The organism is Candidatus Leptovillus gracilis (assembly GCA_016716065.1).
Lineage (GTDB): Bacteria > Chloroflexota > Anaerolineae > Promineifilales > Promineifilaceae > Leptovillus > Leptovillus gracilis.
This window is the reverse complement of the sequence record JADJXA010000003.1, coordinates 636,746-661,939: the sequence shown is the minus strand read 5'-3', so window position 1 is coordinate 661,939 and position 25,194 is coordinate 636,746. Positions and strand designations below refer to the sequence as shown.

Annotated in this window: 20 protein-coding genes and 2 pseudogenes; 15 read left to right on the top strand and 7 right to left on the bottom strand. The window is 53.0% G+C overall.

Annotation, left to right across the window (positions count from 1 at the left end; translation table 11 throughout):
• Positions 1-594: 594 nt before the first annotated feature.
• The 8 genes and pseudogenes from IPM39_11735 to IPM39_11700 all read left to right on the top strand — a co-directional run bounded on the left by IPM39_11735 (position 595) and on the right by IPM39_11700 (position 12,540).
• Positions 595-1,071, top strand: a complete 477-nt coding sequence (locus IPM39_11735) for a hypothetical protein (GenBank protein ID MBK8986733.1) — start codon at positions 595-597, stop codon at positions 1,069-1,071.
• 97 nt (positions 1,072-1,168) lie between these two features.
• The gene (locus IPM39_11730) at positions 1,169-2,860 is read left to right on the top strand and encodes an immune inhibitor A (GenBank protein ID MBK8986732.1); all 1,692 of its coding nucleotides are present in this window, start codon (positions 1,169-1,171) and stop codon (positions 2,858-2,860) included.
• Positions 2,861-2,877: 17 nt separating this feature from the next.
• Positions 2,878-3,417 carry a hypothetical protein gene (locus tag IPM39_11725; protein MBK8986731.1) on the top strand — a complete coding sequence of 180 codons (540 nt, stop codon included), beginning with the start codon at positions 2,878-2,880 and terminating at the stop codon, positions 3,415-3,417.
• Positions 3,418-4,439: 1,022 nt separating this feature from the next.
• Positions 4,440-4,727, top strand: a complete 288-nt coding sequence (locus tag IPM39_11720; GenBank protein ID MBK8986730.1) for a hypothetical protein — start codon at positions 4,440-4,442, stop codon at positions 4,725-4,727.
• A 380-nt stretch (positions 4,728-5,107) separates the two neighbouring features.
• A complete protein-coding gene (locus tag IPM39_11715; protein MBK8986729.1) occupies positions 5,108-8,956 on the top strand; it encodes a hypothetical protein in 3,849 nt (1,282 codons plus the stop codon).
• A gap of 872 nt (positions 8,957-9,828) precedes the next feature.
• Positions 9,829-11,166: pseudogene (locus IPM39_11710) on the top strand (transposase).
• Positions 11,167-11,410: 244 nt separating this feature from the next.
• Positions 11,411-11,749 carry a transposase family protein gene (locus IPM39_11705; GenBank protein MBK8986728.1) on the top strand — a complete coding sequence of 113 codons (339 nt, stop codon included), beginning with the start codon at positions 11,411-11,413 and terminating at the stop codon, positions 11,747-11,749.
• A gap of 2 nt (positions 11,750-11,751) precedes the next feature.
• Positions 11,752-12,540, top strand: coding sequence for an ISAs1 family transposase (locus IPM39_11700; GenBank protein ID MBK8986727.1), 789 nt, complete (start codon positions 11,752-11,754; stop codon positions 12,538-12,540).
• Positions 12,541-12,593: 53 nt separating this feature from the next.
• Here IPM39_11700 and IPM39_11695 read toward each other — a convergent pair whose 3' ends face one another.
• Positions 12,594-12,857 carry a hypothetical protein gene (locus IPM39_11695; protein ID MBK8986726.1) on the bottom strand — a complete coding sequence of 88 codons (264 nt, stop codon included), beginning with the start codon at positions 12,855-12,857 and terminating at the stop codon, positions 12,594-12,596.
• A 346-nt stretch (positions 12,858-13,203) separates the two neighbouring features.
• Here IPM39_11695 and IPM39_11690 point away from each other — a divergent pair, with 346 nt between their 5' ends.
• A complete protein-coding gene (locus IPM39_11690; protein ID MBK8986725.1) occupies positions 13,204-13,554 on the top strand; it encodes a hypothetical protein in 351 nt (116 codons plus the stop codon).
• Here IPM39_11690 and IPM39_11685 read toward each other — a convergent pair.
• On the bottom strand, positions 13,544-15,073 hold the full coding sequence (locus IPM39_11685; protein ID MBK8986724.1) for a hypothetical protein: 1,530 nt from the start codon (positions 15,071-15,073) through the stop codon (positions 13,544-13,546). The two genes, IPM39_11690 and IPM39_11685, sit on opposite strands and share 11 nt — an antisense overlap.
• Positions 15,074-15,489: 416 nt before the next feature.
• On the opposite strand from IPM39_11685, the gene IPM39_11680 reads away from it, so the two are divergent.
• The gene (locus IPM39_11680) at positions 15,490-15,672 is read left to right on the top strand and encodes a hypothetical protein (GenBank protein MBK8986723.1); all 183 of its coding nucleotides are present in this window, start codon (positions 15,490-15,492) and stop codon (positions 15,670-15,672) included.
• Entirely contained in the window at positions 15,647-16,186 is a 540-nt protein-coding gene (locus IPM39_11675) for a hypothetical protein (GenBank protein ID MBK8986722.1), read from the top strand. The genes IPM39_11680 and IPM39_11675 overlap by 26 nt, the downstream gene beginning before the upstream one ends.
• Positions 16,187-17,464: 1,278 nt before the next feature.
• Here IPM39_11675 and IPM39_11670 read toward each other — a convergent pair.
• The 3 genes from IPM39_11670 to IPM39_11660 all read right to left on the bottom strand — a co-directional run bounded on the left by IPM39_11670 (position 17,465) and on the right by IPM39_11660 (position 18,563).
• Positions 17,465-17,794 carry a carboxypeptidase regulatory-like domain-containing protein gene (locus IPM39_11670; GenBank protein MBK8986721.1) on the bottom strand — a complete coding sequence of 110 codons (330 nt, stop codon included), beginning with the start codon at positions 17,792-17,794 and terminating at the stop codon, positions 17,465-17,467.
• 225 nt (positions 17,795-18,019) lie between these two features.
• Complete coding sequence (locus IPM39_11665; GenBank protein ID MBK8986720.1) at positions 18,020-18,403, bottom strand: hypothetical protein; 384 nt, start codon at positions 18,401-18,403, stop codon at positions 18,020-18,022.
• On the bottom strand, positions 18,384-18,563 hold the full coding sequence (locus IPM39_11660) for a hypothetical protein (GenBank protein ID MBK8986719.1): 180 nt from the start codon (positions 18,561-18,563) through the stop codon (positions 18,384-18,386). The genes IPM39_11665 and IPM39_11660 overlap by 20 nt, the downstream gene beginning before the upstream one ends.
• A 196-nt stretch (positions 18,564-18,759) precedes the next feature.
• On the opposite strand from IPM39_11660, the gene IPM39_11655 reads away from it, so the two are divergent.
• A complete protein-coding gene (locus tag IPM39_11655) occupies positions 18,760-19,404 on the top strand; it encodes a transposase (protein ID MBK8986718.1) in 645 nt (214 codons plus the stop codon).
• Between the two features lie 38 nt (positions 19,405-19,442).
• Positions 19,443-20,024, top strand: a complete 582-nt coding sequence (locus IPM39_11650; protein ID MBK8986717.1) for a transposase — start codon at positions 19,443-19,445, stop codon at positions 20,022-20,024.
• Between the two features lie 622 nt (positions 20,025-20,646).
• Here IPM39_11650 and IPM39_11645 read toward each other — a convergent pair.
• The gene (locus IPM39_11645; GenBank protein ID MBK8986716.1) at positions 20,647-20,871 is read right to left on the bottom strand and encodes a hypothetical protein; all 225 of its coding nucleotides are present in this window, start codon (positions 20,869-20,871) and stop codon (positions 20,647-20,649) included.
• 1,717 nt (positions 20,872-22,588) lie between these two features.
• Positions 22,589-22,843 (bottom strand): IS200/IS605 family transposase, encoded by a 255-nt coding sequence (tnpA, locus tag IPM39_11640; GenBank protein ID MBK8986715.1) that lies wholly within the window; start codon positions 22,841-22,843, stop codon positions 22,589-22,591.
• A 119-nt stretch (positions 22,844-22,962) separates the two neighbouring features.
• On the opposite strand from tnpA, the gene IPM39_11635 reads away from it, so the two are divergent.
• Together IPM39_11635 and IPM39_11630 are read left to right on the top strand one after the other, a co-directional pair.
• On the top strand, positions 22,963-23,529 hold the full coding sequence (locus tag IPM39_11635; protein ID MBK8986714.1) for a hypothetical protein: 567 nt from the start codon (positions 22,963-22,965) through the stop codon (positions 23,527-23,529).
• Between the two features lie 231 nt (positions 23,530-23,760).
• Positions 23,761-25,116 (top strand): annotated as a pseudogene (locus IPM39_11630) (transposase).
• Positions 25,117-25,194: the final 78 nt, after the last annotated feature.

Here is a 25,194-nt window from a genome sequence, read left to right as displayed (position 1 = left end):
TCCTGACGTTCGCTCACGCCAATGGGTGCTATTGTACCATGACTTCGCCCAAAACTAGCGAAGCTGTCACGAGACACAAGATAACAACAGGGGGATTTTTGCCCAACCCCTCAATATGGTTCAATCCAGAATTTCTTACAAACCCTACCTCTGTTAGCGACTCTTGCAATCCGGCCAAATCATCTAATTTTCAGATTTTGATTTTAAAATCTCCACCTCTGGTGGTTAGCTTGAATTGAACCTTTTTGAGGCTTTGTGCAAAACCCCCAAATCGGTAAGTTCGTTGGTTGCCGATCAGCGAACCAGTCCCTATCAATGTGAGATGATTTCTCCGCCTGATGCATGCTTGACACTCGTGTTTCTCCCACCGAGCACCCTGGTTGTCGCCGGGGTGAGACAATACTAACTTGATCAACTTCACGTCAAAACTTTAGATGCGGCTGAGAGTTACCCTCGGTTATTATAAGTGAAGACAGTCGTGCAGTATAGATAGGTAGTCAACTTAGGTTGTTTCACTGATGTGTAAAGGGTGTGGTAAGACGATAATGCGGACAGTTCGAAGAAGTCAGGAAAAATTCACAAAAGGAGATTGAAATGAATACAAACCTGAACGTTCAAAAATCTGTTGTACTGACCCTGGCCTTTTTACTTGTTGCTGCTATGCTCCTGATTAGTCAGTTATACCTAACAGGGATAACCGGGGCAATCGGAGCCGGACCAAACCTATACCCACAAGTGAAATTTGAGCCGGTTCAGACTGAGGTAATGGAAGTTGTCGAGCAGATAGGTACGAAAGTTGAGGCGTATGCCCCTCTGGGTGGTCGCAGGACACCGGCTGCTTTGGAAGGTCGCAGGACACCGGCTGCTTTGGAAGGTCGCAAGACACCGGCTGCTCTGGAAGGTCGCAAGACACCGGCTGCTCTGGAAGGTCGCAAGCTACCACCGGCCGCGCAGGTTGTCCTATCAGCACAACAAGTAACACCCTTAACCCTGGTAGATAGCCTCTTGGCGCTCGCTCTGGTAGGGTTGCTGCTGAGTCCCGTCTGGCAAGTCCGGTCCAAACGTAATTGATTATCCGATTAAGACTCTGAGCGCCTGCACGGGTGAACACCTGCGCAGGCGCTTTTGTGCAGGTAAGGACGTCAGATCTTCCTCAAGGATTCTAAACATGACTCGACACGCCCGATGTTTCTTGACTATCGTGATTCTGGTCGCAGCCGCGGCCTGGTTTCTCGGTCTGCGCGGAGAGGTGGATGAACTCCTTAGCGGTGTGCCGCCAGCTTATAGCGGCCCGGTCTTTGAGCTAGACAGCCTCGAACACACGCAGACTCTGTCCTATTCGTCAGTGGAACTGCGCACGCAATTTGGCAAGATGGTTGGTCAACCCTCCGCACCGATTGGCGTCGCCCTGGTTACCCAACCTGGACAATCAGAAGTGTTTTGGGTAGTTGATGAAGTGTCAGGAGGAACCTACCAGATTACCGCTACTCTGCGCTATGCTGGTGAACAGACATTGATTTACGTAGATAATCACATTGAGGTCGATCAGCAGGCCCTGGAACAGGCCGCCCTGAACTTCGAGATGTATATTTACTACCCCACCATGGATTTATTTAGCCCAGAGGCTCCCCTTGGGTTTGAAAGCGATTCGCGTTTGACAATCTTACACACCCCATTAGCCAGCGCTGGCGGTTATTTCTCCCAAGCTGACACTGAACCAATAGAAGTCAACCGTTTCAGTAATCAGCGCAATATGTTTGTGATCGGCTCCGACTCATACTTGCCGGGCGATGATGGCTACCTGATGATCCTGGCGCATGAATTGCAACACATGATTCACGCCAGTTTGCAACCAAATAGCCCGGCCTGGTTTAACGAGGGAATGTCCATGTTGGCGCAGGACCTAAACGGTTACATAGACGACGACCTGGCCCTGATATACCTGGCCAATCCCGACATCAGTTTGACGGACTGGGCTCAGAATGCTTCCGAGACGGGTGAATATTATGGCGCGGCGCAGCTTTTTTTGCGCTATTTTTATCAGCAGTACGGAGGTGTGGAGATACTTCCCGAACTACTGCGTGCCGGCGCCGGCAGCAATCCGCAGGTCTTTGTTCAATTCGCGAGGGAAATCCGTCCGGATATTAGTAGTTTCAGCGAACTGGTGGCCGATTGGGCGGTGGCCAACCTAGTAAATGATGCCAATGTCGGTGATGGCCGTTATGCTTACGATGGACTACCTACACAGGCCAGGCCGCTGGGGATAATGGGCAGCAGTGTGTTAGCCACTGTCAACCAGATGGGCGTGGATTACCTGGACGTGGGGAATGGGCCACGCTTGGTGGAATTCGATGGCGACGATGCTGTATCCTTGACTGGCGCCCGTCCCAAACGGGGAGATTGGATGTGGTGGAGCGGGCGGGGCGACGCCCAAGTAACAACCTTAACCAGAGCTTTTGACCTCCGAGGTGTGGCGCAAGCCGCCTTGCATTTTTCAGTCTGGTACGAGCTCGAGCGGCATTTTGACTATGCCTACGTAACGGTCTCGGTGAACGGTGGCGAGACCTGGCAAACCCTATCGGGGCAGGTCACCAACCGTGAGGATCCCCATGGAAACAACTTGGGCGAGGGGTTGACCGGCGTCAGCGGGTATCCGGGTATAAACCCCGAGCAGGGCCGGCGTGGACGCTGGGTACAGGAGCGCATGGATCTGGCACCTTACACCGGGCAGCAGATTTTACTGCGTTTCTGGGTGGTTAACGACCCATCCTATAATGCCCCAGCAATTCTAAATGTAAAACTTGCGAACAGAAGTAGATCGCGCTATACCATCACCAAAAGCCAAAAAGGGGTGATGTGATGGGAAAAAGAGCGCAAGTGAGTCGGTTTATCCAGCATCTGGGCGAGTTGACAGAGAAGATGCCTGACAAGCGGGCTGGGCGGCATAACCAGATATATGCTTTGCAAGACGCGGTACGCGGCGCCTTCTCTATCTTTTTCATGCAAAGCGCTTCTTTTCTGGCGCATCAACGCCTTATGGCGCAAAAGCGCGGGCGGAGTAATCTGGAAAGCGTGTTCCAGATGTCGCGCATTCCCACTGACAATCATATCCGTACCCTTTTGGATGGCGTGCCAGCCAGCCATTTTGCGGGAGCCTATCAATGGCTTTGGCAGCAGTTGGTGGCTGAGGAGAAGTTGGCCGGATTTCGGGCATTAGGGGGGCGGTTGCTCGTTGGTATCGATGGCATTCAATTCTTTAGTTCGACAAAGGTGCATTGCCCCCAATGCAGTCAGCAAGTGCGCGAAGGTGTCACCCACTACCATCATCGGGCATTGACAGCTTTGGTTGTTCATCCTGAGCAATCGGCGGTGCTGCCTCCTGGCGCCGGAATTCCTGCTGCCACAGGATGGCAGTGATAAACAGGACAGCGAACTGGCGGCTGCCAAACGTTGGTTGCCGCAGCAGGCCACCTGGCTGCAACAACAGAAGGCGGTCATCCTGGGAGATGACTTGTTCAGTCATCAACCGTTCTGTGAGTTGGTGCTGATTTACGGGCTGGACTTCATTCTCGTGTAAGCCCAGTTCGCACGAGACGCTCTATGAGTGGGTCGCGGCTATTGAGCGAGGGGCAAGCTGCCTGAAATTGGTCGTCGCGTCTGGAACGGTCGTCACGGGGAAATCTGGCGGTATCGGTATCTCAATGATTTACCGCTGCGTGCGGGTGATGATGGTCTTCGCGTGAACTGGTGCGAGTTGACGATTACCCATGAATTGACTGGCGAACGCCTTTATCAAAACAGCTTTGTGACCAGTTTACGCCTGGACGCGCCTCTGGTCCAAGCTGTCACTCACGCTGGACGCGCCCGCTGGAAACATGAAAATGAGGGACATAATGTCCTGACCACCCACGGCTATCATATTAAGCACAATTTTGGTCATGGGCAAGAACATTTAGCGACCGTCATGTTCACGCTTAATCTACTCGCCTTTTTCCTGCACCTTTCTGGAGTTGGTGGATACGACCTACAAACGGATTCGTGCTGCTCTAGGTGCGCGTCGCACCTTCTTTGAGGATGCCTGGTCACTGATGCGTTGGCAAATCTTTGAAAATTGGGAAGCCCTGATTCAATTTATGGCCGAGGGTCTAGAGTTAGAACCCGCCCCTGACTAACTGTTTCGTTTCTTACGATTGGGCCATTGTTATTGGATGCTCACAAGTCGCCTCGGCAGAGAGGTGGCTAAATGCCGCGTTGCTATCATCTGGGTAATTACCTGGTTTTGAGGTCGTTACTGTACTCGGAACCGTGCCACATAACACTGCACTTTAATCTGATTAGCGCAGAGTGCGACTCCTCGCTGATACATCGGCATTGCGCCGCTATTTTCCCGATACCCGTTTTCTACATTTAGAATTGCTGATAATGCCCAAGGTTTGTTATTGGACGAAATTCACATCCCGGAAATTGGTTACTACGATGGGGGCGAAACTGATGATGTAGGGTGGCAGTCGCAGGGTTTTGTGCGCACCACGGGTGGTATTCCCCAGGAATGGGTAGTGCGACTGGTCGTTGAAACGGAATCTGGAATTGAGGTGCGCCGGGTGGAACTAGACGAACGCAAGTGGGTCCGGTTGGATCTGGCTGCCAGCGAACGCGGCGTGTTGGTGGTGATGGGGGCTTCAGCACTTACGGATGAGCCGGCCCGATATCTGATTGTTACCCAATAGTGTCCGGATAAGAAGGATTTTTCAGAAGGCTCAATATGGATTTGGGTATTTTTGTATATCGCCCCAAAAAAGTATATTTCAAAAATCGCTATCGAGTATGAATGATCGAAAATGACCAAATTAATAAGCCATACCTACTTTAAGTCTACTCGACTGAAATATGCTGGATTATACCTTTTTGGGGGATATGATGAAACACCCTTTTTGTGCTTCAAAGAAGCCGATGGGGTCCTGATACCTGATAAACCCTGTGGGCGGGACCATGATTTTTCGCCGCGGCAGCCAGTAAGTGACAGACCATGCCTGAATAAGCCGCAAGGGCTGCTTGCGGCTGAATACAACCACTACATTGAAGAGATAAAGTAGGAGGAATCAGCATAATGAACAACCAGATCACCCCGAAAGCGATGCCATCTCATCTTAAGCCACCCCACTGGGTCTGGCTTATCGTTTTCTTAAGCCTGCTGACGTCACTTCATGCTCCCCTGCCGGCAGCCGGGCAGGTGGAGGCGCTCTACAAAATTGACCTGCCCACCCCAGTGAACAGCGGCGCGTACGGCAAACAGGTCGCCATCCTGCCCAACGGCAACATCGTCGTCGCCGACCCGGCTTACAGCACGGCAAGTGTAACCAATGTCGGGGCAGTCTATCTTTACGATGGCGAGACGCTGGGATTGATCAGCGTGCTGACCGGCAGCCACACCAATGATTTCGTCGGTGGTTCTGGCAGTGATACTGGGGGTATCACAGTTTTGAGCAGCGGCGACTTTGTGGTATCCAGCCCGGCCTGGAATGGTACGCGCGGCGCCGTCACCCAGGTGAACGGAACAACCGGCCTATCCGGGGTCGTCAGCTCGGTGAACAGCCTGATTGGCTCGTATGACTGCGATACTGTAGGCCAGGGAGGGATTACCGAGTTGCCCAATGGCAGCTATCTGGTCTACAGCCCATTATGGGGTGGTGGACCAGAATGTCCCGGCTGGCAGGGCGCAGTTACCTGGGTGGACAGAGTCACCGGCGCCACCGGAGAAGTGGGGGCAGGAAACAGCCTGATAGAGGTTAAGTCCAGCAGCCAAATCCACGTCCTGACCAACGGCAATTACCTGGTAAGCGGCGATAATTCGCTCACCTGGGGTAACGGCGACACCGGCGTCACCGGTGCTGTTTCATCTGCCAACAGCCTGGTAGGCAGCAAATTTGATGATGGGATTGGTCGAAACGTCATCCTGCTCGCCAATGGCAATTACGTGACCTGGAATCCAGAGTGGGACAACGGCCCTGTCATTGACGCCGGGGCGGTCACCTGGGGAGACAGCGCCACCGGCACTTCCGGGGTGGTGTCAAGCGCCAACAGCCTGGTAGGAATTCGCAATTATGACAACGTCGGCTCGCCAGGGACTTGGGATCCCGGCGTCGTGCCCCTGGCGAATGGCAACTACGTGGTCATCTCTGCGCTTTTGGATTTACCCTCCACCATGAATGTCGGCGCGGTCACCTGGGGCAACGGCGCAACTGGCACAACCGGGGTCGTCTCAGCCATCAACAGCCTGGTCGGCGGTAACTACAATGACTGGGTGGGAACGGGAGGGGTAACTGCCCTGAGCAATGGCAATTACGTGGTCAACAGCTCGTATTGGAACGGGCACACCGGCGCGGTCAGCTGGGGGAACGGCGCAACTGGCACCACCGGCGTGGTCTCAGCCGCCAACAGCCTGGTGGGTAGCGCAGGATTCGACGAAGTCGGTAGCCCTGGCGCTGTCGCCCTGCCCAATGGCAACTACCTCGTGCGCAGCGCCAAATGGAACCAGAATAGTGGGGCCGTTACCTGGGCAGATGGTGATACCGGCATCACCGGCGAAGTATCATCTGCCAACAGCTTGGTCGGCGGTACTGTAGGGGATCGAGTGGGTTCGCATCTCCCCTCCCCCGGCGGCGTTGCGATTTTGAGCAACGGCAACTATGTCGTTTCCAGTCCATTCTGGCAAATTGTCTTCAACCAATTTGTCGGAGCGGTCACCTGGGGAAATGGCAGCACAGGAGTTACCGGGGTTGTTTCCGCGGCAAACAGCCTGATCGGTAATTCTACGGGAGATATGATTGGCTTACTCCGGCAGGGTAACCCAAATCCCCTGGACGGCATCATCCCTTTGAGCGACGGCAACTACCTGGTCGCCAGCGGCTATTGGGATAACAGCAGCACACCGGATGTCGGGGCGATCACCTGGATGAACGGCAGCCAGCCAGCCAGCGGTGTGGTTAACGCCGCCAACAGCCTGATCGGCAGCTCTGCCAACGACATGATCGGCGCAGCTCATTTGGACGTTCCTTATGATGGAATCGTGGAATTGCCCAATGGTAAGTTTGTGATCGCCAGCGCTTACTGGGACAACGGCGCAGTCCAGGATGCCGGGGCGGTCACGTTTATCAACGGCGCCGGCGGCTTCAGCGGCAGCGTCGTCACCTCCGCCAACAGCCTGGTCGGCAGCTTTAGTGGCGATTTCGTCGGCTCACATGGCGTGGAAGCCCTGCTTAATGGCAATTATGTGGTGCGCAGCGGCTACTGGAACAACCTTGCCGCCGGGAAAATCGAAGCCGGCGCCCTGACCTGGGGCAGCGGCGTCGCCGGCGTCACCGGGGTTGTCTCCTCCGCCAATAGCCTGGTGGGCGGCAGCGACTTGGACCGGATCGGCGTCGAGCCGCTGAACGTGCTGAGTAGCAGCGACTACATCGTCTACAGTCCGTTGTGGGACAATGGCGCTAATAGTGATGCTGGCGCTGTCACCTGGGGAAATGGGACCACAGGGACTGCCGGTTTGATCAGCAACAGCAACAGCGTCTTGGGACTGGTCGCCAACCAGAGCAGTAACTTCCCCTTCCAGGTTGCCCCCAACAATCAGCGCCTGGTGGTTGGTCGTCATCTGAGTAATATCGCTACCATTGTTGAGCTGCTGCCCCGGCTGATCGTTCATCGTGCTGGCGCCGGATCTGGCACCGTCACCAGCGATCCGACTGGTATCAACTGTGGAGATGACTGCACTCACCTGTTTAACCCGGGCACGCTGGTGACGTTGACCGCAACGCCGGCCGTTGGCTCTATCTTCACAGGTTGGTCTGGCGCCTGTACTGGCCTGGTGGTCTGCATTGTCACGATGGATCAGGTGCAAACAGTCACCGCCACCTTCACCGCCAACACGCATCTGTTGAGCGTCAGCCTTAGTGGTACCGGCTCCGGCACGGTTACCAGTGACCCACCGGGCATCGACTGTGGCGTTGACTGTACTGAAGCCTATCCACAAGGAACTGTGGTTACCCTGACGGCTGTGCCGGCGTCCGGTTCGACTTTCAGCGGCTGGTCGGGGGCGTGTACCGGCACGAGCACATGCGTCGTCACGATGAACGCGGCCAAAACGGTGGCAGCCACCTTCATGGCAAATCCCGGTACGCATCTTCTAACTGTCAGTCTGGCCGGCAGCGGATTGGGTACCATCACCAGCGACCCACCGGGCATCGACTGTGGCGTTGACTGTACTGAAGCCTATCCACAAGGAACTGTGGTTACCCTGACGGCTGTGCCGGCGTCCGGTTCGACTTTCAGCGGCTGGTCAGGGGCGTGTACCGGCACGAGCACATGCGTCGTCACGATGAACGCGGCCAGAACGGTGGCAGCCACCTTCATGGCAAATCCCGGCACGCATCTTCTAACTGTCAGTTTGGCCGGCAGCGGATTGGGTACCGTCACCAGCGACCCGCCGGGAATCAACTGTGGCGTTGACTGGAGTGAGGCATACGCCCAGGACACGGTGGTTACATTGACAGCCACCCCGTCCCCTGGTTCGACTTTCAGTGGCTGGTCGGGGGCGTGTACCGGTGCCGGTACGTGCGTCGTCACGATGAACGTGGCTCAAACAGTGGCAGCCACCTTCACGGCCAATCCCGGCACGCACCTCTTGACAGCCAGCCTGACTGGCAGTGGTTCGGGTGCCGTCACCAGCGACCCGCCGGGCATTAACTGTGGCGTTGACTGCACTGAAGCCTATTTGCCGGGAACCGTGGTCACCTTGACGGCGACACCTGTTGTCGGTTCGAGTTTCATCGGCTGGTCGAGCGCTTGCAGCGGTTCAGAGACGTGTATTCTAACAATGGATAGTAGCAAGAGCGTCAGTGCGGTTTTCAGTCTGAACGGTAGCGAACTGCCGTACAAGGTTTTTCTGCCAATAGTGAAGCGCTAATCATAGCCTTGTTGCGTCAGACTGCGTGACAAGGCTTGTGAACATATAGAATTTTCAGTGTAGGCGTTCAGCCCCTGGAGACTTGACAGGTTTTTTCACCTGTTGCGCCTCCAGTTGAACTGGTCAACCTGTTAGGTCTGAACGGTTACTTTTCGGTCAGGAAATAGAGGCTCCAATGAATTTGGGTATTATTACAGTCGGCAGGGGCGTCGCTGCCCCCACCGCTGCTCCAAAACGGTGCGTGAAAATATCCCTTACATGTAGCGATTTCCAGCAAAAAAAGGTGGCCTATTGTCAATTTCAGAATTATTTGTCCCTGTTCTCAACACTATTTGTCCCGCGTTTCAGAACTACTTGTCCTGGATTTCAGCAGTAATTGTCGCAACGTTCTGGAGTTTTCTGTCCATGCCAAAATTATGTTGCGAATATTTTTGGCGTTAGCCATCCTGGGCTAATCCTTGCGGCCTCTGGCAAGTTCCGTTTCCATTAGCTTCGTTGAGCACATCATTCGCAACATAATGAACATTATCACGGTAATTATGTTGCAAAAATGGATAATCGTAGGTTTTCGTCCTTTTACTCCCAATACGCCAGATTGCTCGGACACACCTCCATTCAGACAACACAGATTTATGTCCAACCTACCGAGGCGGAAATGGCCCGTCGAGTTAGCCAAATTGATCTCAATGCCTATGCCCGATAACTGAAAATATGGCGGCTGGTGACAGCAATGTTTGTTTTACCCCTATTATATGCTTTTGGCCTCGCAACGGCTCTCAAACAATTCGCCTAGCAGCTTGTCGGAGAAGATACGTTTCTCCGAACAAAAATGATTTCGGTGTAAACTTTGGGTATGGCAAGAAAATTCAGAACTGCTGATTACGAAAAAGACCCTGGACCTGCAAATCACCTTGCGCGATGTCCTGCCACCCGACCATTTGGCTCGCTTCATTGTCGCTGTCGTCGCTCAACTTGATTTGGGGATCATGTATAGAAAGTATAGCGAGCAGGGTGCGCCACCATACGCCCCGGAAGTGATGTTGGGATTGCTGTTCTACAGCTATGCCAGCGGCGTATTCAGTTCGCGCAAGATTGAACGCGCCACCCATGAGGTGATTCCCTTTCGTTTCATTACCGGTGACATGCACCCCGACCATGACACGATTGCGGCTTTCCGCCAACAATTTCTGGCTGAACTGAAAGAGTTGTTTGTCCAGATACTGTTGATTGCCCAGGCGATGGGCTATTTGCAATTGGGTAACGTCAGTCTGGATGGCAGCAAAATCCATGCCGATGCGTCCAAGAGCAAAGCGGTCAGTTACCAGCGGCTGTTGGCTATCGAAGCCTATCTGCAAGCCGAAGTCGAGGAGTTGTTCACTTTGGCTGAAGTTGCCGATGGAGGACAACTGCCCGAAGAGATGAACATTCCCGATGAGATTGCCCGACGCCAGCAGCAATTGGCGCGGCTGGCCGAAGCCAAGAAGGTGCTGGAGGAACGCGCCCAGGCCCGGTATGAAGCCGAGCAAGCCGAATACGAGGCCAAGATGCAAGCCCGGCCGAAAAGACCGACCCACAGGGAAAAAAGCCGCCGGGCAAACCACCGCAGCCACCCACTCCAGGACCCAGAGATAAAGACCAGTACAACTTCACCGACCCCGAATCGCGCATCATGAAAAACGCCACCAACAGCGGCTTTGACCAACATTATAACGTCCAGGTAGTGGTTGACCATGACAGTCGTCTGGTAGTGGGCAATTGGTTGTGTGACCATACCAACGATAAACAGGCCGCCCTGCCAACTCTCGACACCGTACCACCAGTCGTGGGTCAGCCGAAAAGGTCAATTTGGACACCGGCTATTTCAGCGAAAACAACATCGCCAGCTTGGAAGCGCGCGGCATTGACCCCTACATCGCCACCGGTCGCAGCCCACACCATCAGGGTTGGCGTGCCTTTTTCCTGGACAATCCCAACCCGCCACCCAATGATGCTTCCGTCAAAGAGCAAATGGCTTACAAACTGCAGACCACCCTCGGCAAAGCCACCTACCGTTTGCGCAAATCGACGGTTGAACCGGTTATCGGTATCATCAGGGAAACCTTGGGTTTCCGTCAGTTTCTCTGCGAGGCCTGGTTGCTGCCGGTGGCGAATGGACATTGGTTTGTCTGGCTTACAACTTGAAACGATTGCATACCTTGCAGGTTGGTTGATGGGGCGTTATTGCCCCCTGCCTGATGCCCGAAAACGGGCTGTAAAACCGTGCAAAATTCATGGTAATGAGGCCAATATGAGTTGCAAACTGCTTGTCTTGATGCTTTGAAATCGTTATTTGTCTATCATCGGGCCTTCAGAAGATATTTTTCCGACAGCCTGCTAGGGCTGTTTCAAAGTAAAAAGTGGCGTACAAGGTGGAATTGATGCAAAGTTTCCTAAATTCTACAAAAGCGAGGAAACATGCGAATCGAAATTCCACCTGTGTACACTATTTTTGACTCAATTCCTGATTGGCGCAAGGCAAAAGGGAAAAGGTACGGCTTGAAGAATTTGATCGAGTTCATCGTTTTGGCTATCTTGTGCGGGAAGAACAGCGCCCGGGCTGCGTCTCGCTGGGGAAAACACCTTCCGGCAGGCGTGAAAAAGCGGTTAGGTATCGAACTGGAGCGCCACCCTTCACCAGCTATGTTATGTCGTGTTTTCTGGCACATAGAAGCGACGGTACTCGAAACGAGAATCAGAGAGTGGCCACCCAGGTGCATCAACAACTTGTCCTGGCCGACCTGGTTCGTGGGGTAGCCGTGGACGGCAAAAGCATTCGTCGGGCCGCTTCCTTGGGTAGTCCCAATGCCTTTTTAGTGGCGGCTGTTTGTCACCAACTGCGTTTTGTCCTCAACCAGGTGGCTGTGGCTGACAAAACAAACGAAATCACCTGTGTCCCTACCTTGCTGGAACATTTGTTGCTCAAAGGGCTGGTTATCACCGTCGATGCCCTGTTAACGCAACAACAGATTGCTACCCAGATTCGGCGAGCAGGGGGGCATTATGTGATGTATGTCAAAGGCAATCAGCCCAAAATGCTTCAGGCACTGGTCCAACTGTTTACGCCACCCCGCCGCCCTGGCGTAGCCCCTTTTGACCATGCCCGGCAGGTCAAAAAAGGACATGGTCGGATTGAAATACGGGAAATCTGGGTTTCGACGAACCTGAATGGCTACCTTGACTGGCCGGATGTCGCCCAAGTCTTTTGTCTGAAACGCACCCGACAGGAAGTAAAACCCAACAAAACCACGGAAACTATTGTCTATGGGGTCACGTCGTTGTCAGCGGCTGAGGCATCACCGGATGAAATTATCGAGATAACCCGCGACCATTGGGCGGCGATTGAGAATGGTCTCCACTGGGTCAGGGATGTTGTTATGGGCGAGGATGCTTCCACTACTCGTCAACCGGGTGCACCACAAGTGCGGGCGGCCTTTCGCAACATAGCCATTAGTCTCGTCCGGTTGTCCGGCTTCGATTCGGTTACTGAATCGATTGATGCTTTTTCTGCTGACCCATACAAAGCCCTGGATACCATGGGGCTTTGATACTTTGAAACAGCCCTATTCGCCAGCAGTATCGTTTCATGTGGCCAGGTGTCTTAAAAGGTGAAGATAAACAGCGCGACGAGAGCGACAAAGATACCTATCCACTGAAAGTTATCCCAAAAAATCTTGCCGTTTAATTCGGGGCTGAGCAGTTCCAAAATAAAGCCCAGAACCATAGCGGTCTGGGCATAGGCATAGAAGGCAAATGTATTGATAGTCGGCACGGATCGCCGCCGCCAGGTATAGTGGGCCACGGACAGCGAGATAAGCAGTGCCATGATATAAGGAAACAGGTAAGTTGCTTCTTGCCAGTTCAAGCGGCCTCCTCCATCTGTGACTATCCCGATTGCGCCATAGCATAACATAATGCTCATACACGGTACAAGGAATTATTTGCTTTTACCCAACCCTCCCTTGAAGAAAAGCATAGCCTGTCCGTTTGCGACTGAAGGCTTTTTACCGGTTAAGGGGCCTCCCGTGACGCCGGAGGCCCCTTAACATGCCGTGTGTAGGCCAGGGCAAAACTGGTCTTGCCCTGGCGAATCAAGTTGTTACCGCCGGCGCAGTACCCAACCGCTAATCAGCAGTAGGCCAAGCAGCAGGGCAAGGGAGAAGACGGCCGTGTTCACTCCCACAGCGCGAATGGTTTGCAGGGAAACGGCCGTGGGTTTCATCCGGATTGCTGTCGGTCAGGCCAAAGGGCGAGTAGGCGCTGACGCCATCAACCTCCACGTAGTAATGGTCGCCACCGTTGCCGCGTTGTTCGCCATCAGCGTCCAGGCGGTCCCAACTGGCCCCATTCCAATGATAGACGCGCATAGCGCCGGTGTCCTGGTTGTTGCGTTCGTCACCCAAATACCAGAAGCGGACGGCGGCCGTTTGCGGCGTGGTCGGCTCGATGTCGAAGCAGCGGTGGGCCAACTGGTCGCCCTGGTTGCAGCCGGCAGTCTGGTTGCCGCGAATTTCACCGTCGTCGGCCCCATCGCCCCGGCCGGGATGATGTCTACGCCGTAGTATTTTGCCCCACCGCTGCCGGTGATATGCAGGAAGCGGGTGTAAGTGGGATCGGTGATGTCGATGGTCTGGCGCAGCGTGCCGTTGTTGGTGAGGCGCCGTTGATGGCGAGGGAACGGCCGTCGGGAATCGTCAGTTCCGCACCGGCGGCTACCGTCAGGTCAAACACAGCCGGGTCCATTTCCAGTACCGGCCAGTCTACTCCAGTGAGATAAGCCGGGTCCACCAGGACGCGCGCAAAGCCGTTCGGGACGCCGTTGGGCGTCCAGTTCAGGGCATTGTTCCAGGCGCTGCTCTGGCTGCCATTCCAGGCATAATCAGTGACCACGGTCGTGGTGATGGGCATGTTGGGCACTGTGCTGGGCGTGTCGTGGGCGATAAATGGTTCACCGGTATATTGCCCAGGCGTCATCGCCGTGGCGTCGAAGGTTACATTAATTTGCTGGTCGGTCGCGGCAGCGACTGTGCCAGAGGCTGGTAGTTCGCTTAACCAGGGAAGGCCAGCGTCTACAAGCAGGCTGACATCGTCAACGTGGAAATTGGTTACGGCCAAAGAAGTACCGTATTCGGTTGAGCTAAAGCGCAAATTGTGGGCGCCGCCATCTGCGTAGGCAGAAACATCAACGGTGGCCTCTTTATAGTCCCCATAACTGGCTGCATCTGCCTCCGTGACAGAAAACAGCACGTCGCCATCCATGGAAACATTCATGAACGCCGGGGCGCCGGTGCTTCCGATTAACAGCCAGAAGGACAATGTCGTTACGCCGGATGGGATTGTGACAGTCTGATCAACCGAACCGATTTCTGTGGAATTTGCTCCGCCGAACCAGACCCAATAACTGCCGGTTCTGGACACATCGGCGCCACATCCACTATCACAAATTGGCGTGCCAAAATTAGTAGAAGCCTCGCTCCAACTGGTATTTGGCGTTCCGCCTTCAAAGCTGCCATCCTGTGCCACATCAGAGACGCTGCCACCTATTTCACCAATCTGGTAGTTGGCTGTGTCAGTACCGCTGTTGGTGATGGTAAACGGCCGTATCAGACTGCTCCCCGTCGGAATTGTAACAGCCAGACTTTCCGGGGCATAACTGAGTAAAGCGCTGCCCAGGGAGAAGTCGTGGTACACGGTGTTGTTGGCTACCACGTTCACGGTGTCTACGTCTGATGTGTAGCCGGTGGCGACGGCCGTAAACGTCCTGCTACCGGCCGGGGAATAGAGAGTATAAAAGCCATCGTCTACGTTGGGGTCTAACGGCGTGGCGGCGCTGTTAGTGGTGTAGCTGTCTTCGTTGGACACGGTAGCGCCGTTGACGCCTGCGGTCATGTTCGCGTTGTAAACGTTGCCTACCACCAAACCACCGGAAGGAGCAGTACAAGACGATGCTCCTCCAATTAAAACATCATCTACCTGCCACCACCATGACCAACTGCCATTGTAATAGTGGAAACGGACCATCACATTAGGTTGATTGCCGGCCAAAGCGGAGATGTCGATAACGGCCGTTTTAGGCCCCAAATCACTTGCTCCGGAGCGTGTCCAAACGTTCGTCCAAGGCCCCGCCCCGCCATTGATGCTTACATCTACATTGGCTACCTCGGATGTAAATGAGTAATCCCGGTATTCGTACTTGAACTCAAGTGTAACTACAGGCGTTGATGAAAAGTCGATTACAGGAGTGCGTAACTCGGTGTTTTGTACGCCAGAGGAGCCATAACTATCGCTGTTAAGGACAGCAAACAAGCCAGCCCCACCCGTATTGTTACCGACATTGCCAGGATTGTTGAACTGCCAAACCTGACCATTTCCTTGATTGTCAACTATGCTCCAACCCGAACAGCAATTCTAAATGTAAAACTTGCGAACAGAAGTAGATCGCGCTATACCATCACCAAAAGCCAAAAAGGGGTGATGTGATGGGAAAAAGAGCGCAAGTGAGTCGGTTTATCCAGCATCTGGGCGAGTTGACAGAGAAGATGCCTGACAAGCGGGCTGGGCGGCATAACCAGATATATGCTTTGCAAGACGCGGTACGCGGCGCCTTCTCTATCTTTTCATGCAAAGCGCTTCTTTCTGGCGCATCAACGCCTTATGGCGCAAAAGCGCGGGCGGAGTAATCTGGAAAGCGTGTTCCAGATGTCGCGCATTCCCACTGACAATCATATCCGTACCCTTTTGGATGGCGTGCCAGCCAGCCATTTTGCGGGAGCCTATCAATGGCTTTGGCAGCAGTTGGTGGCTGAGGAGAAGTTGGCCGGATTTCGGGCATTAGGGGGGCGGTTGCTAGTTGGTATCGATGGCATTCAATTCTTTAGTTCGACAAAGGTGCATTGCCCCCAATGCAGTCAGCAAGTGCGCGAAGGTGTCACCCACTACCATCATCGGGCATTGACAGCTTTGGTTGTTCATCCTGAGCAATCGGCGGTGCTGCCTCTGGCGCCGGAATTCCTGCTGCCACAGGATGGCAGTGATAAACAGGACAGCGAACTGGCGGCTGCCAAACGTTGGTTGCCGCAGCAGGCCACCTGGCTGCAACAACAGAAGGCGGTCATCCTGGGAGATGACTTGTTCAGTCATCAACCGTTCTGTGAGTTGGTGCTGATTTACGGGCTAGACTTCATTCTCGTGTAAGCCCAGTTCGCACGAGACGCTCTATGAGTGGGTCGCGGCTATTGAGCGAGGGGGCAAGCTGCCTGAAATTAGTCGTCGCGTCTGGAACGGTCGTCACGGGGAAATCTGGCGGTATCGGTATCTCAATGATTTACCGCTGCGTGCGGGTGATGATGGTCTTCGCGTGAACTGGTGCGAGTTGACGATTACCCATGAATTGACTGGCGAACGCCTTTATCAAAACAGCTTTGTGACCAGTTTACGCCTGGACGCGCCTCTGGTCCAAGCTGTCACTCACGCTGGACGCGCCCGCTGGAAACATGAAAATGAGGACATAATGTCCTGACCACCCACGGCTATCATATTAAGCACAATTTTGGTCATGGGCGAGAACATTTAGCGACCGTCATGTTCACGCTTAATCTACTCGCCTTTTCCTGCACACCTTTCTGGAGTTGGTGGATACGACCTACAAACGGATTCGTGCTGCTCTAGGTGCGCGTCGCACCTTCTTTGAGGATGCCCGGTCACTGATGCGTTGGCAAATCTTTGAAAATTGGGAAGCCCTGATTCAATTTATGGCCGAGGGTCTAGAGTTAGAACCCGCCCCTGACTAACTGTTTCGTTTCTTACGATTGGGCCATTGTTATTGGATGCTCACAAGTCGCCTCGGCAGAGAGGTGGCTAAATGCCGCGTTGCTATCATCTGGGTAATTACCTGGTTTTGAGGTCGTTACTGTACTCGGAACCGTGCCACATAACACTGCACTTTAATCTGATTAGCGCAGAGTGCGACTCCTCGCTGATACATCGGCATTGCGCCGCTATTTTCCCGATACCCGTTTTCTACATTTAGAATTGCTGCAACCCGAAGGCAAACTTCCGCTATCGAACTGTTCAAACAAACCGCCACTTGCATAACCTGGCGCTTCACAAGCAACCAGATCAGCATTCAAGGCAAAGTCCTGGGTAGTATCACCGGCAATCGGGCCAATCAATTGGGTGGCATCGTGTAACCATCTACCCAGGCGCTGACGATGAACTCATAGCTGCCGCCCGGGGCAACTGCACACTGTACGCGCCCGTTTCCGGGTTGGTCAGATGGTGCTGCCAGGGTAGCCAGTAATGTCGATGCTGGCGTACAACGGCCAGCCGGTAGCCGCATCCGTTACGAAACCGGAAACTGTGGCGTCGGGCACGGCAGTTAAGGCAAAATTCTGAGTAGTCACCGCCATCTTGGATGGTCACGCCCGTTGCGTACTCGGCAGATAACCAAAAGCCGAGGCCGTGACGTCATAATCACCGACAGAGACCACCAATTTCATATTCACCGGCGGCGTTGGTGTTTACGCTGCGCATATTGCCACTCAGAACAGCCTCAATCGTAGCGCCAGCGATTGGCAGACCGCTGCCGACATCGGTAACCGTCCCTTGTAGCGTACCATTAGGACACTCGGCTTGCGCCGCCTGCACGGCAGCTTCTACATTAATTTCGCCCCAGCCGGTGGCATAGTTGGGCCAGCGTGCGCCGTGACCCAAATCATTGTAATAAATCGGCGTGGCCGTCTGCTCGATGATGGTTTCCGTGGTGGCATAATCGCCTATCAGGCAGGAGCCAGCCTGCCGCATCAGGGCCACCAACCCGGTAACATGCGGCGCCGACAGGAGGTGCCGCTCCAGCCATCTTGATACTCTGTGTCGCTGCCCGGCGTGCTAGAACGGATGCTTACACCAGGAGCGATGACCTGGGGTTTTAAATCCGCCCAACCGGCCTGAGGATTTACCGTGTCGGGATTGTCTGTTGGCCCCAATTGGAGTGAGTGGCATATTGGCCGTTGCTTTCACCCGAAGAGCCTACGCCGGTGACGTTACCGGGCGGGCCGGGTTGCCGACGGTGTTTAGGCCGGGCGGCGAGGTAAGAACAGTTGCTGGCGTTGCCATTGGAGAAAACCGGGTAAATACCGGCGGCTTGCCAGGCGGCGATGGATCCGCGTACCAATTGTCGTATGTTTGACCACAGTCGCCCCAGGAGTTGTTGACAACGTTGGGGCGCATGTCGGGGTTGGGAGAGCCAGGGCTGCCAATGGGATAGGGGGCGGCAATCCATTGGGCGCAGGTGAGCAAGGCAGCATCAGGGCAGCCGGTGGTCTGGCAGGCGTCACGGGCAATCCACTGAGCGCCCGGAGCCACACCGATCTGGTTGGTTGGGGCTGCGTTTTCACCAACGATGGTGCCCATTGTATGCGTGCCGTGGCCGCTGATCGTCCGTTGGTATGGCGCTGCCGCTGGCCGCGCCCAACCAGTTGTAGTCGTGGCTGCCGGTGGCCGTGCCACGATATTGGCGAACCAGGGCTTCGTGGGTAGCGCGTACGCCGGTATCAACGTTGGCAACAACCATACCTAGCAGCTTGTCGGAGAAGATACGTTTCTCCGAACAAAAATGATTTCGGTGTAAACTTTGGGTATGGCAAGAAAATTCAGAACTGCTGATTACGAAAAGACCCTGGACCTGCAAATCACCTTGCGCGATGTCCTGCCACCCGACCATTTGGCTCGCTTCATTGTCGCTGTCGTCGCAACTTGATTTTGGGATCATGTATAGAAAGTATAGTGAGCAGGGTGCGCCACCATACGCCCCGGAAGTGATGTTGGGATTGCTGTTCTACAGCTATGCCAGCGGCGTATTCAGTTCGCGCAAGATTGAACGCCCCACCCATGAGGTGATTCCCTTTCGTTTCATTACCGGTGACATGCACCCCGACCATGGCACGATTGCGGCTTTCCGCCAGCAATTTCTGGCTGAACTGAAAGAGTTGTTTGTCCAGATACTGTTGATTGCCCAGGCGATGGGCTATTTGCAATTGGGTAACGTCAGTCTGGATGGCAGCAAAATCCATGCCGATGCGTCCAAGAGCAAAGCGGTCAGTTACCAGCGGCTGTTGGCTATCGAAGCCTATCTGCAAGCCGAAGTCGAGGAGTTGTTCACTTTGGCTGAAGTTGCCGATGGAGGACAACTGCCCGAAGAGATGAACATTCCCGATGAGATTGCCCGACGCCAGCAGCAATTGGCGCGGCTGGCCGAAACCAAGAAGGTGCTGGAGGAACGCGCCCAGGCCCGGTATGAAGCCGAGCAAGCCGAATACGAGGCCAAGATGCAAGCCCGGGCCGAAAAGACCGACCCACAGGAAAAAAGCCGCCGGGCAAACCACCGCAGCCACCACTCCAGGACCCAGAGATAAAGACCAGTACAACTTCACCGACCCCCGAATCGCGCATCATGAAAACGCCACCAACAGCGGCTGACCAACATTATAACGTCCAGGTAGTGGTTGACCATGACAGTCGTCTGGTAGTGGGCAATTGGTTGTGTGACCATACCAACGATAAACAGGCCGCCCTGCCAACTCTCGACACCGTACCACCAGTCGTGGGTCAGCCGAAAAAGGTCAATTTGGACACCGGCTATTTCAGCGAAAACAACATCGCCAGCTTGGAAGCGCGCGGCATTGACCCCTACATCGCCACCGGTCGCAGCCCACACCATCAGGGTTGGCGTGCCTTTTTCCTGGACAATCCCAACCCGCCGCCCAATGATGCTTCCGTCAAAGAGCAAATGGCTTACAAACTGCAGACCACCCTCGGCAAAGCCACCTACCGTTTGCGCAAATCGACGGTTGAACCGGTTATCGGTATCATCAAGGAAGCCTGGGTTTCGTCAGTTTTCTCTGCGAGGCCTGGTTGCTGCCGGTGGCGAATGGACATTGGTTTGTCTGGCTTACAACTTGAAACGATTGCATACCTTGCAGGTTGGTTGATGGGGCGTTATTGCCCCCTGCCTGATCCCGAAAACGGGCTGTAAAACCGTGCAAAATTCATGGTAATGAGGCCAATATGAGTTGCAAACTGCTTGTCTTGATGCTTTGAAATCGTTATTTGTCTATCATCGGGCCTTCAGAAGATATTTTTCCGACAGCCTGCTAGGCCACGATAACCGTCTGCCCAGGCTTGGGGGGCCAGCACATGGGCGATGTTGGGTTCTATGGCGTTCGGCGCATGGCTATTATCAGTGATTTTTCCGGTTCAATGATTTGCATCACGCGGGGGGCGCGGATGATTTCGATCTCGCTGAAGGAGAGGCAAACCGTTCAAAGTGGATTTATTGGAGCTTTCAACGGCAATGATGTTTGTCAATCCAGAAGCTTTGGTATTTTACGCCTTGCGAATCGAGGGTGGGCGCGCATTGGCCTGGGAAGACCTGGCGGCCCCTTGCAGAGTTTGCACCACATACCAGCCGCGTTCGGCCCACGTCATGTTGTAGCGGCTGATAAATCTGGTTTTTCGCGGAAGTATATGGGTAGCCCGTTTCGCCTACACTTTGAAAACGGGTGATGAGGGCTGGTTCAACTTCTACAACTGCTTTGGGGGAGGCAACGGCCGTTAAAGCCACCGACGGGTCAAATACAGCCTGCTGCAAACGAATCTCAACCGGTATAGGCCCGTTCCGGCAAAACGGGCGAACCTGGCGGTGGGGTGTCGGTCACAACCGCAGGGTTCGTACCCGGCTTTGGCTGTTCTGCCGGGACGCTGTCGTCTGTTTGAGCCGAGCCGGTTTGTGTTGGCGGCTCGGCTGCCACCGGATAAGGTCGCACAGCTGTCAGCCCTAGGAAAATAACGCTAACAATAAAATAAATAACTCTCTTCTTCATGTTTGGATCTTTGCTCCTTTGTTGTTATGTTGTCAAGCGAAACCACACCAGAGCTGAACGGCTTTAGTGGAGTCTCTGACTATGTAGAAGTACTACCGGTACACCAACAAGACTCTCCGTCAGAGGGAGCTACCAATACAAAAAAAGATGTCCACGAAAATCGGTCGCTCTGCAAAAGCTATGCAATTGTTGAGGTAAAGGTTTTCTCCGTCCCCTTTGTTACTGCTGAGGATTTTGAATTGCTAATGAAAACAGTTTGGCTGAAGTCTAACGTCCTATTACACACGCATTTTGTGAAAGATCTTGCTGCAACAGCCGTATGACAGATGGGTTTTCGGATTTAATCAGGTAGAAGGAGTAAGGATGTCTACCTAAAATCCACGGTGCCCATCTATGATTTAATAAGTATAGTCACGTAAATTACAACAATCGTTTAAATTTGTTTAGGTTTTGTTTAATTTTTCAGCGCGAGAAGATTTTGCCCGACCTGGCGTTTCCTACCCATACAATCGTTGACCGAAAAGTGGGATTCCCCCAAAAAAGTGGACACATGGGACACATAACCCAAACAAAACACATTAATCCTGATACAGCAAAATTAGCTTCGATGTGGGATACCCGACCAGATGAAAGGATACCGCTGGCAAATTCAAAACAGGCCGAAAATCGGTGATGAAACAAACGGATTTTGATCGTTTTTGAGCTTGAAGCGGCTAATTTTGTGATTTTTCGGAGCGGCGAAACAATTCGCCAGCAGTATCATGAAAGTTGACACATTTGGCACATTAGACTCTGCCAGTGTGGTTCAGAAATGAGATTAATCGCTTAAAAAGTCGCAAGAGTAAATGCCGCATTTTGGGCGCAATTTCCGCCAAAAATGCAAGAAAAAGGCTCAGAAAGGCTTCTGCGTGATTGGCTGGGCCACAAAGACAAGATGCCTACAGGGTGAAAATTTTTATGCTGACCTCGAGAACACTCCGTATTTTGTTGGCGAAATAGAGTGTGCCATATGTGTAAAGGTGTCATGTGAACAGGTATCTCTTGGGTAGTATTCAGTGAATAGATTCATGTGATTTTACCTTGCACATATGCGCCTATCACCGCCAGCCTAAAAAAAATAGGCTTGAAATAAAGAAAATAGAAAAACAACTAAAATAATTCCAATCGAAGCACTAACCATTACACCTTTAAAAATCAACCGATACAAATTATCGCTAAAAGCAAAACTTGGCTCATCAAAAAAAAGCAATTTCCAAGACACAAAAGACTTACAAATCCAGCGACAACGGGTGAAATAAAAATCAAAAGAAAAGACATACTTTCACCCCACCTGAGAACCCCCGCAAAAGCTCGAAAAATAAGTAGCCAAGAAAACCTGAAACTACGAAAGAAAGTAACATTATAAAAATGCTGCTAAAAGTTTTTCCATATGGACATCGTACCCTCCCTTTCATTTTCCTTGCGTATATGTGCCTATAAAAAAGTAAACGGCCGTTACCGCCCTGCCCTTATTGGCCCAAAATCAGAATATGGCAGAAAATGTGCCACATTAAGCACTTTCCTCAATGATTTTAACCGTGCTTTGTGTTCATCACTCACCTTTGAACTGAGTCAGACCGGAAATTAAGACAGATTGAACAAAATTTATTGAAAACCGCCTAATACTTGGTATTTTGAACTAAGTCATGACCTTCAGTGCCGAATTTGGCTCAAAATGTTATTCAATATGGCATAAAAAAAGCCGTATTCTGATTTTGGGCCATGTCGGCGGAAAAGAGCAAAACAGGTGAACGTGATCGGGCTGGACAACAAGCTCTCTCACTTCGCCACCAAGCTCAGCGGTTTTGGTGCGAATCAGCGCGTCAAGTTTGGCCGGGATATCGCCAACCAAGACCGGACGGCGAAATTTTGGAATCCAGACGAAGTGATAGTTGATATTGTAGGTGCTGTGCTGCGTTCGTTTGCTCTGCATAAAGAATTATAACAAATACGCTCCACAAGCTTATATGGCAGGAGACGGCGCTTCACGCTGCTCACATTCCCCTTCCCGCTAAAGCTGGGAGTACCCTGTGAGGCTTACGATGGTGCGTTTTGCTGGCCGGGCTGCATCTGAAGGGCATTCCGCTTTGGCGGCTGCTCATTCACGATTGGACAAAGTTCACCCCGGCCGAACTGCCGCATTACAACCGATACTTTCACGGTGACAAGAAGAACGTCTTGGAATTTGCCATCGCGTGGAGCCATCACGAAAATCACAACCCGCATCACTGGGGTTATTGGATAGCCAGAACGGGAAAGTACGCCGGGCAACCACTCCCCATGCCTCGCGCCTACGCACGGGAAATGGTTGCTGATTGGATGGGCGCCGGCCGTGCGTATAACAGATCGTGGGATATGACCAAGTGGCTCACTGACAACCTGCCTCGTATCACGCTCCACGAAGAAAGCCGCCATCACGTTTCTGTCGCCTTGTGCGAATTGGGATACGAAAATTTGATCGAATTAGACACCCGGCCACATGAAACGATACTGCTGGCGAATTGTTTCGTCGCTCCGAAAATCACAAAAATTAGCCGCTTCAAGCTCAAAAAACGATCAAAATCCGTTTATTTCAACACCGATTTTCGGCCTGTTTTGAATTCGCCAGCGGTATCATGAAACAGGTCATATTTGGGGCGTTAGACTTCGCCAGGATCCGCAAGCGCCTCTCTAAGCCGTTCTAAGCGGAAAATTCGTGAAATTGGTGTCTTTTAATGGCATGGTTCAAGTTAGCTTGACAAAATGATAAAAGAAAACCACGAGTTTCCAGTGCATAATTGGTTTTACTAGCAGCTTGTCGGAGAAGATACGTTTCTCCGAACAAAAATGATTTCGGTGTAAACTTTGGGTATGGCAAGAAAATTCAGAACTGCTGATTACGAAAAGACCCTGGACCTGCAAATCACCTTGCGCGATGTCCTGCCACCCGACCATTTGGCTCGCTTCATTGTCGCTGTCGTCGCCCAACGATTTGGGGATCATGTATAGAAAGTATAGTGAGCAGGGTGCGCCACCATACGCACCGGAAGTGATGTTGGGATTGCTGTTCTACAGCTATGCCAGCGGCGTATTCAGTTCGCGCAAGATTGAACGCGCCACCCATGAGGTGATTCCCTTTCGTTTCATACCGGTGACATGCACCCCGACCATGACACGATTGCGGCTTTCCGCCAGCAATTTCTGGCTGAACTGAAAGAGTTGTTTGTCCAGATACTGTTGATTGCCCAGGCGATGGGCTATTTGCAATTGGGTAACGTCAGTCTGGATGGCAGCAAAATCCATGCCGATGCGTCCAAGAGCAAAGCGGTCAGTTACCAGCGGCTGTTGGCTATCGAAGCCTATCTGCAAGCCGAAGTCGAGGAGTTGTTCACTTTGGCTGAAGTTGCCGATGGAGGACAACTGCCCGAAGAGATGAACATTCCCGATGAGATTGCCCGACGCCAGCAGCAATTGGCGCGGCTGGCCGAAGCCAAGAAGGTGCTGGAGGAACGCGCCCAGGCCCGGTATGAAGCCGAGCAAGCCGAATACGAGGCCAAGATGCAAGCCCGGGCCGAAAAGACCGACCCACAGGAAAAAAAGCCGCCGGGCAAACCACCGCAGCCACCCACTCCAGGACCCAGAGATAAAGACCAGTACAACTTCACCGACCCCGAATCGCGCATCATGAAAAACGCCACCAACAGCGGCTTTGACCAACATTATAACGTCCAGGTAGTGGTTGACCATGACAGTCGTCTGGTAGTGGGCAATTGGTTGTGTGACCATACCAACGATAAACAGGCCGCCCTGCCAACTCTCGACACCGTACCCCCAGTCGTGGGTCAGCCGAAAAAGGTCAATTTGGACACCGGCTATTTCAGCGAAAACAACATCGCCAGCTTGGAAGCGCGCGGCATTGACCCCTACATCGCCACCGGTCGCAGCCCACACCATCAGGGTTGGCGTGCCTTTTCCCTGGACAATCCCAACCCGCCACCCAATGATGCTTCCGTCAAAGAGCAAATGGCTTACAAACTGCAGACCACCCTCGGCAAAGCCACCTACCGTTTGCGCAAATCGACGGTTGAACCGGTTATCGGTATCATCAAGGAAACCTTGGGTTTCCGTCAGTTTTCTCTGCGAGGCCTGGTTGCTGCCGGTGGCGAATGGACATTGGTTTGTCTGGCTTACAACTTGAAACGATTGCATACCTTGCAGGTTGGTTGATGGGGCGTTATTGCCCCCTGCCTGATGCCCGAAAACGGGCTGTAAAACCGTGCAAAATTCATGGTAATGAGGCCAATA

Coding starts and splice junctions, on each gene's coding strand:
- tnpA (MBK8986715.1), bottom strand. CDS start 22,843: ATGCAGAGCAAACGAACGCAGCACAGCACCTACAATATCAACTATCAC.
- IPM39_11650 (MBK8986717.1), top strand. CDS start 19,443: ATGAAAACGCCACCAACAGCGGCTGACCAACATTATAACGTCCAGGTA.
- IPM39_11735 (MBK8986733.1), top strand. CDS start 595: ATGAATACAAACCTGAACGTTCAAAAATCTGTTGTACTGACCCTGGCC.
- IPM39_11645 (MBK8986716.1), bottom strand. CDS start 20,871: ATGAAGAAGAGAGTTATTTATTTTATTGTTAGCGTTATTTTCCTAGGG.
- IPM39_11660 (MBK8986719.1), bottom strand. CDS start 18,563: ATGGTTGTTGCCAACGTTGATACCGGCGTACGCGCTACCCACGAAGCC.
- IPM39_11670 (MBK8986721.1), bottom strand. CDS start 17,794: ATGCGGCAGGCTGGCTCCTGCCTGATAGGCGATTATGCCACCACGGAA.
- IPM39_11655 (MBK8986718.1), top strand. CDS start 18,760: ATGTATAGAAAGTATAGTGAGCAGGGTGCGCCACCATACGCCCCGGAA.
- IPM39_11665 (MBK8986720.1), bottom strand. CDS start 18,403: ATGGGCACCATCGTTGGTGAAAACGCAGCCCCAACCAACCAGATCGGT.
- IPM39_11715 (MBK8986729.1), top strand. CDS start 5,108: ATGAACAACCAGATCACCCCGAAAGCGATGCCATCTCATCTTAAGCCA.
- IPM39_11675 (MBK8986722.1), top strand. CDS start 15,647: ATGGCGCAAAAGCGCGGGCGGAGTAATCTGGAAAGCGTGTTCCAGATG.
- IPM39_11705 (MBK8986728.1), top strand. CDS start 11,411: ATGCGAATCGAAATTCCACCTGTGTACACTATTTTTGACTCAATTCCT.
- IPM39_11730 (MBK8986732.1), top strand. CDS start 1,169: ATGACTCGACACGCCCGATGTTTCTTGACTATCGTGATTCTGGTCGCA.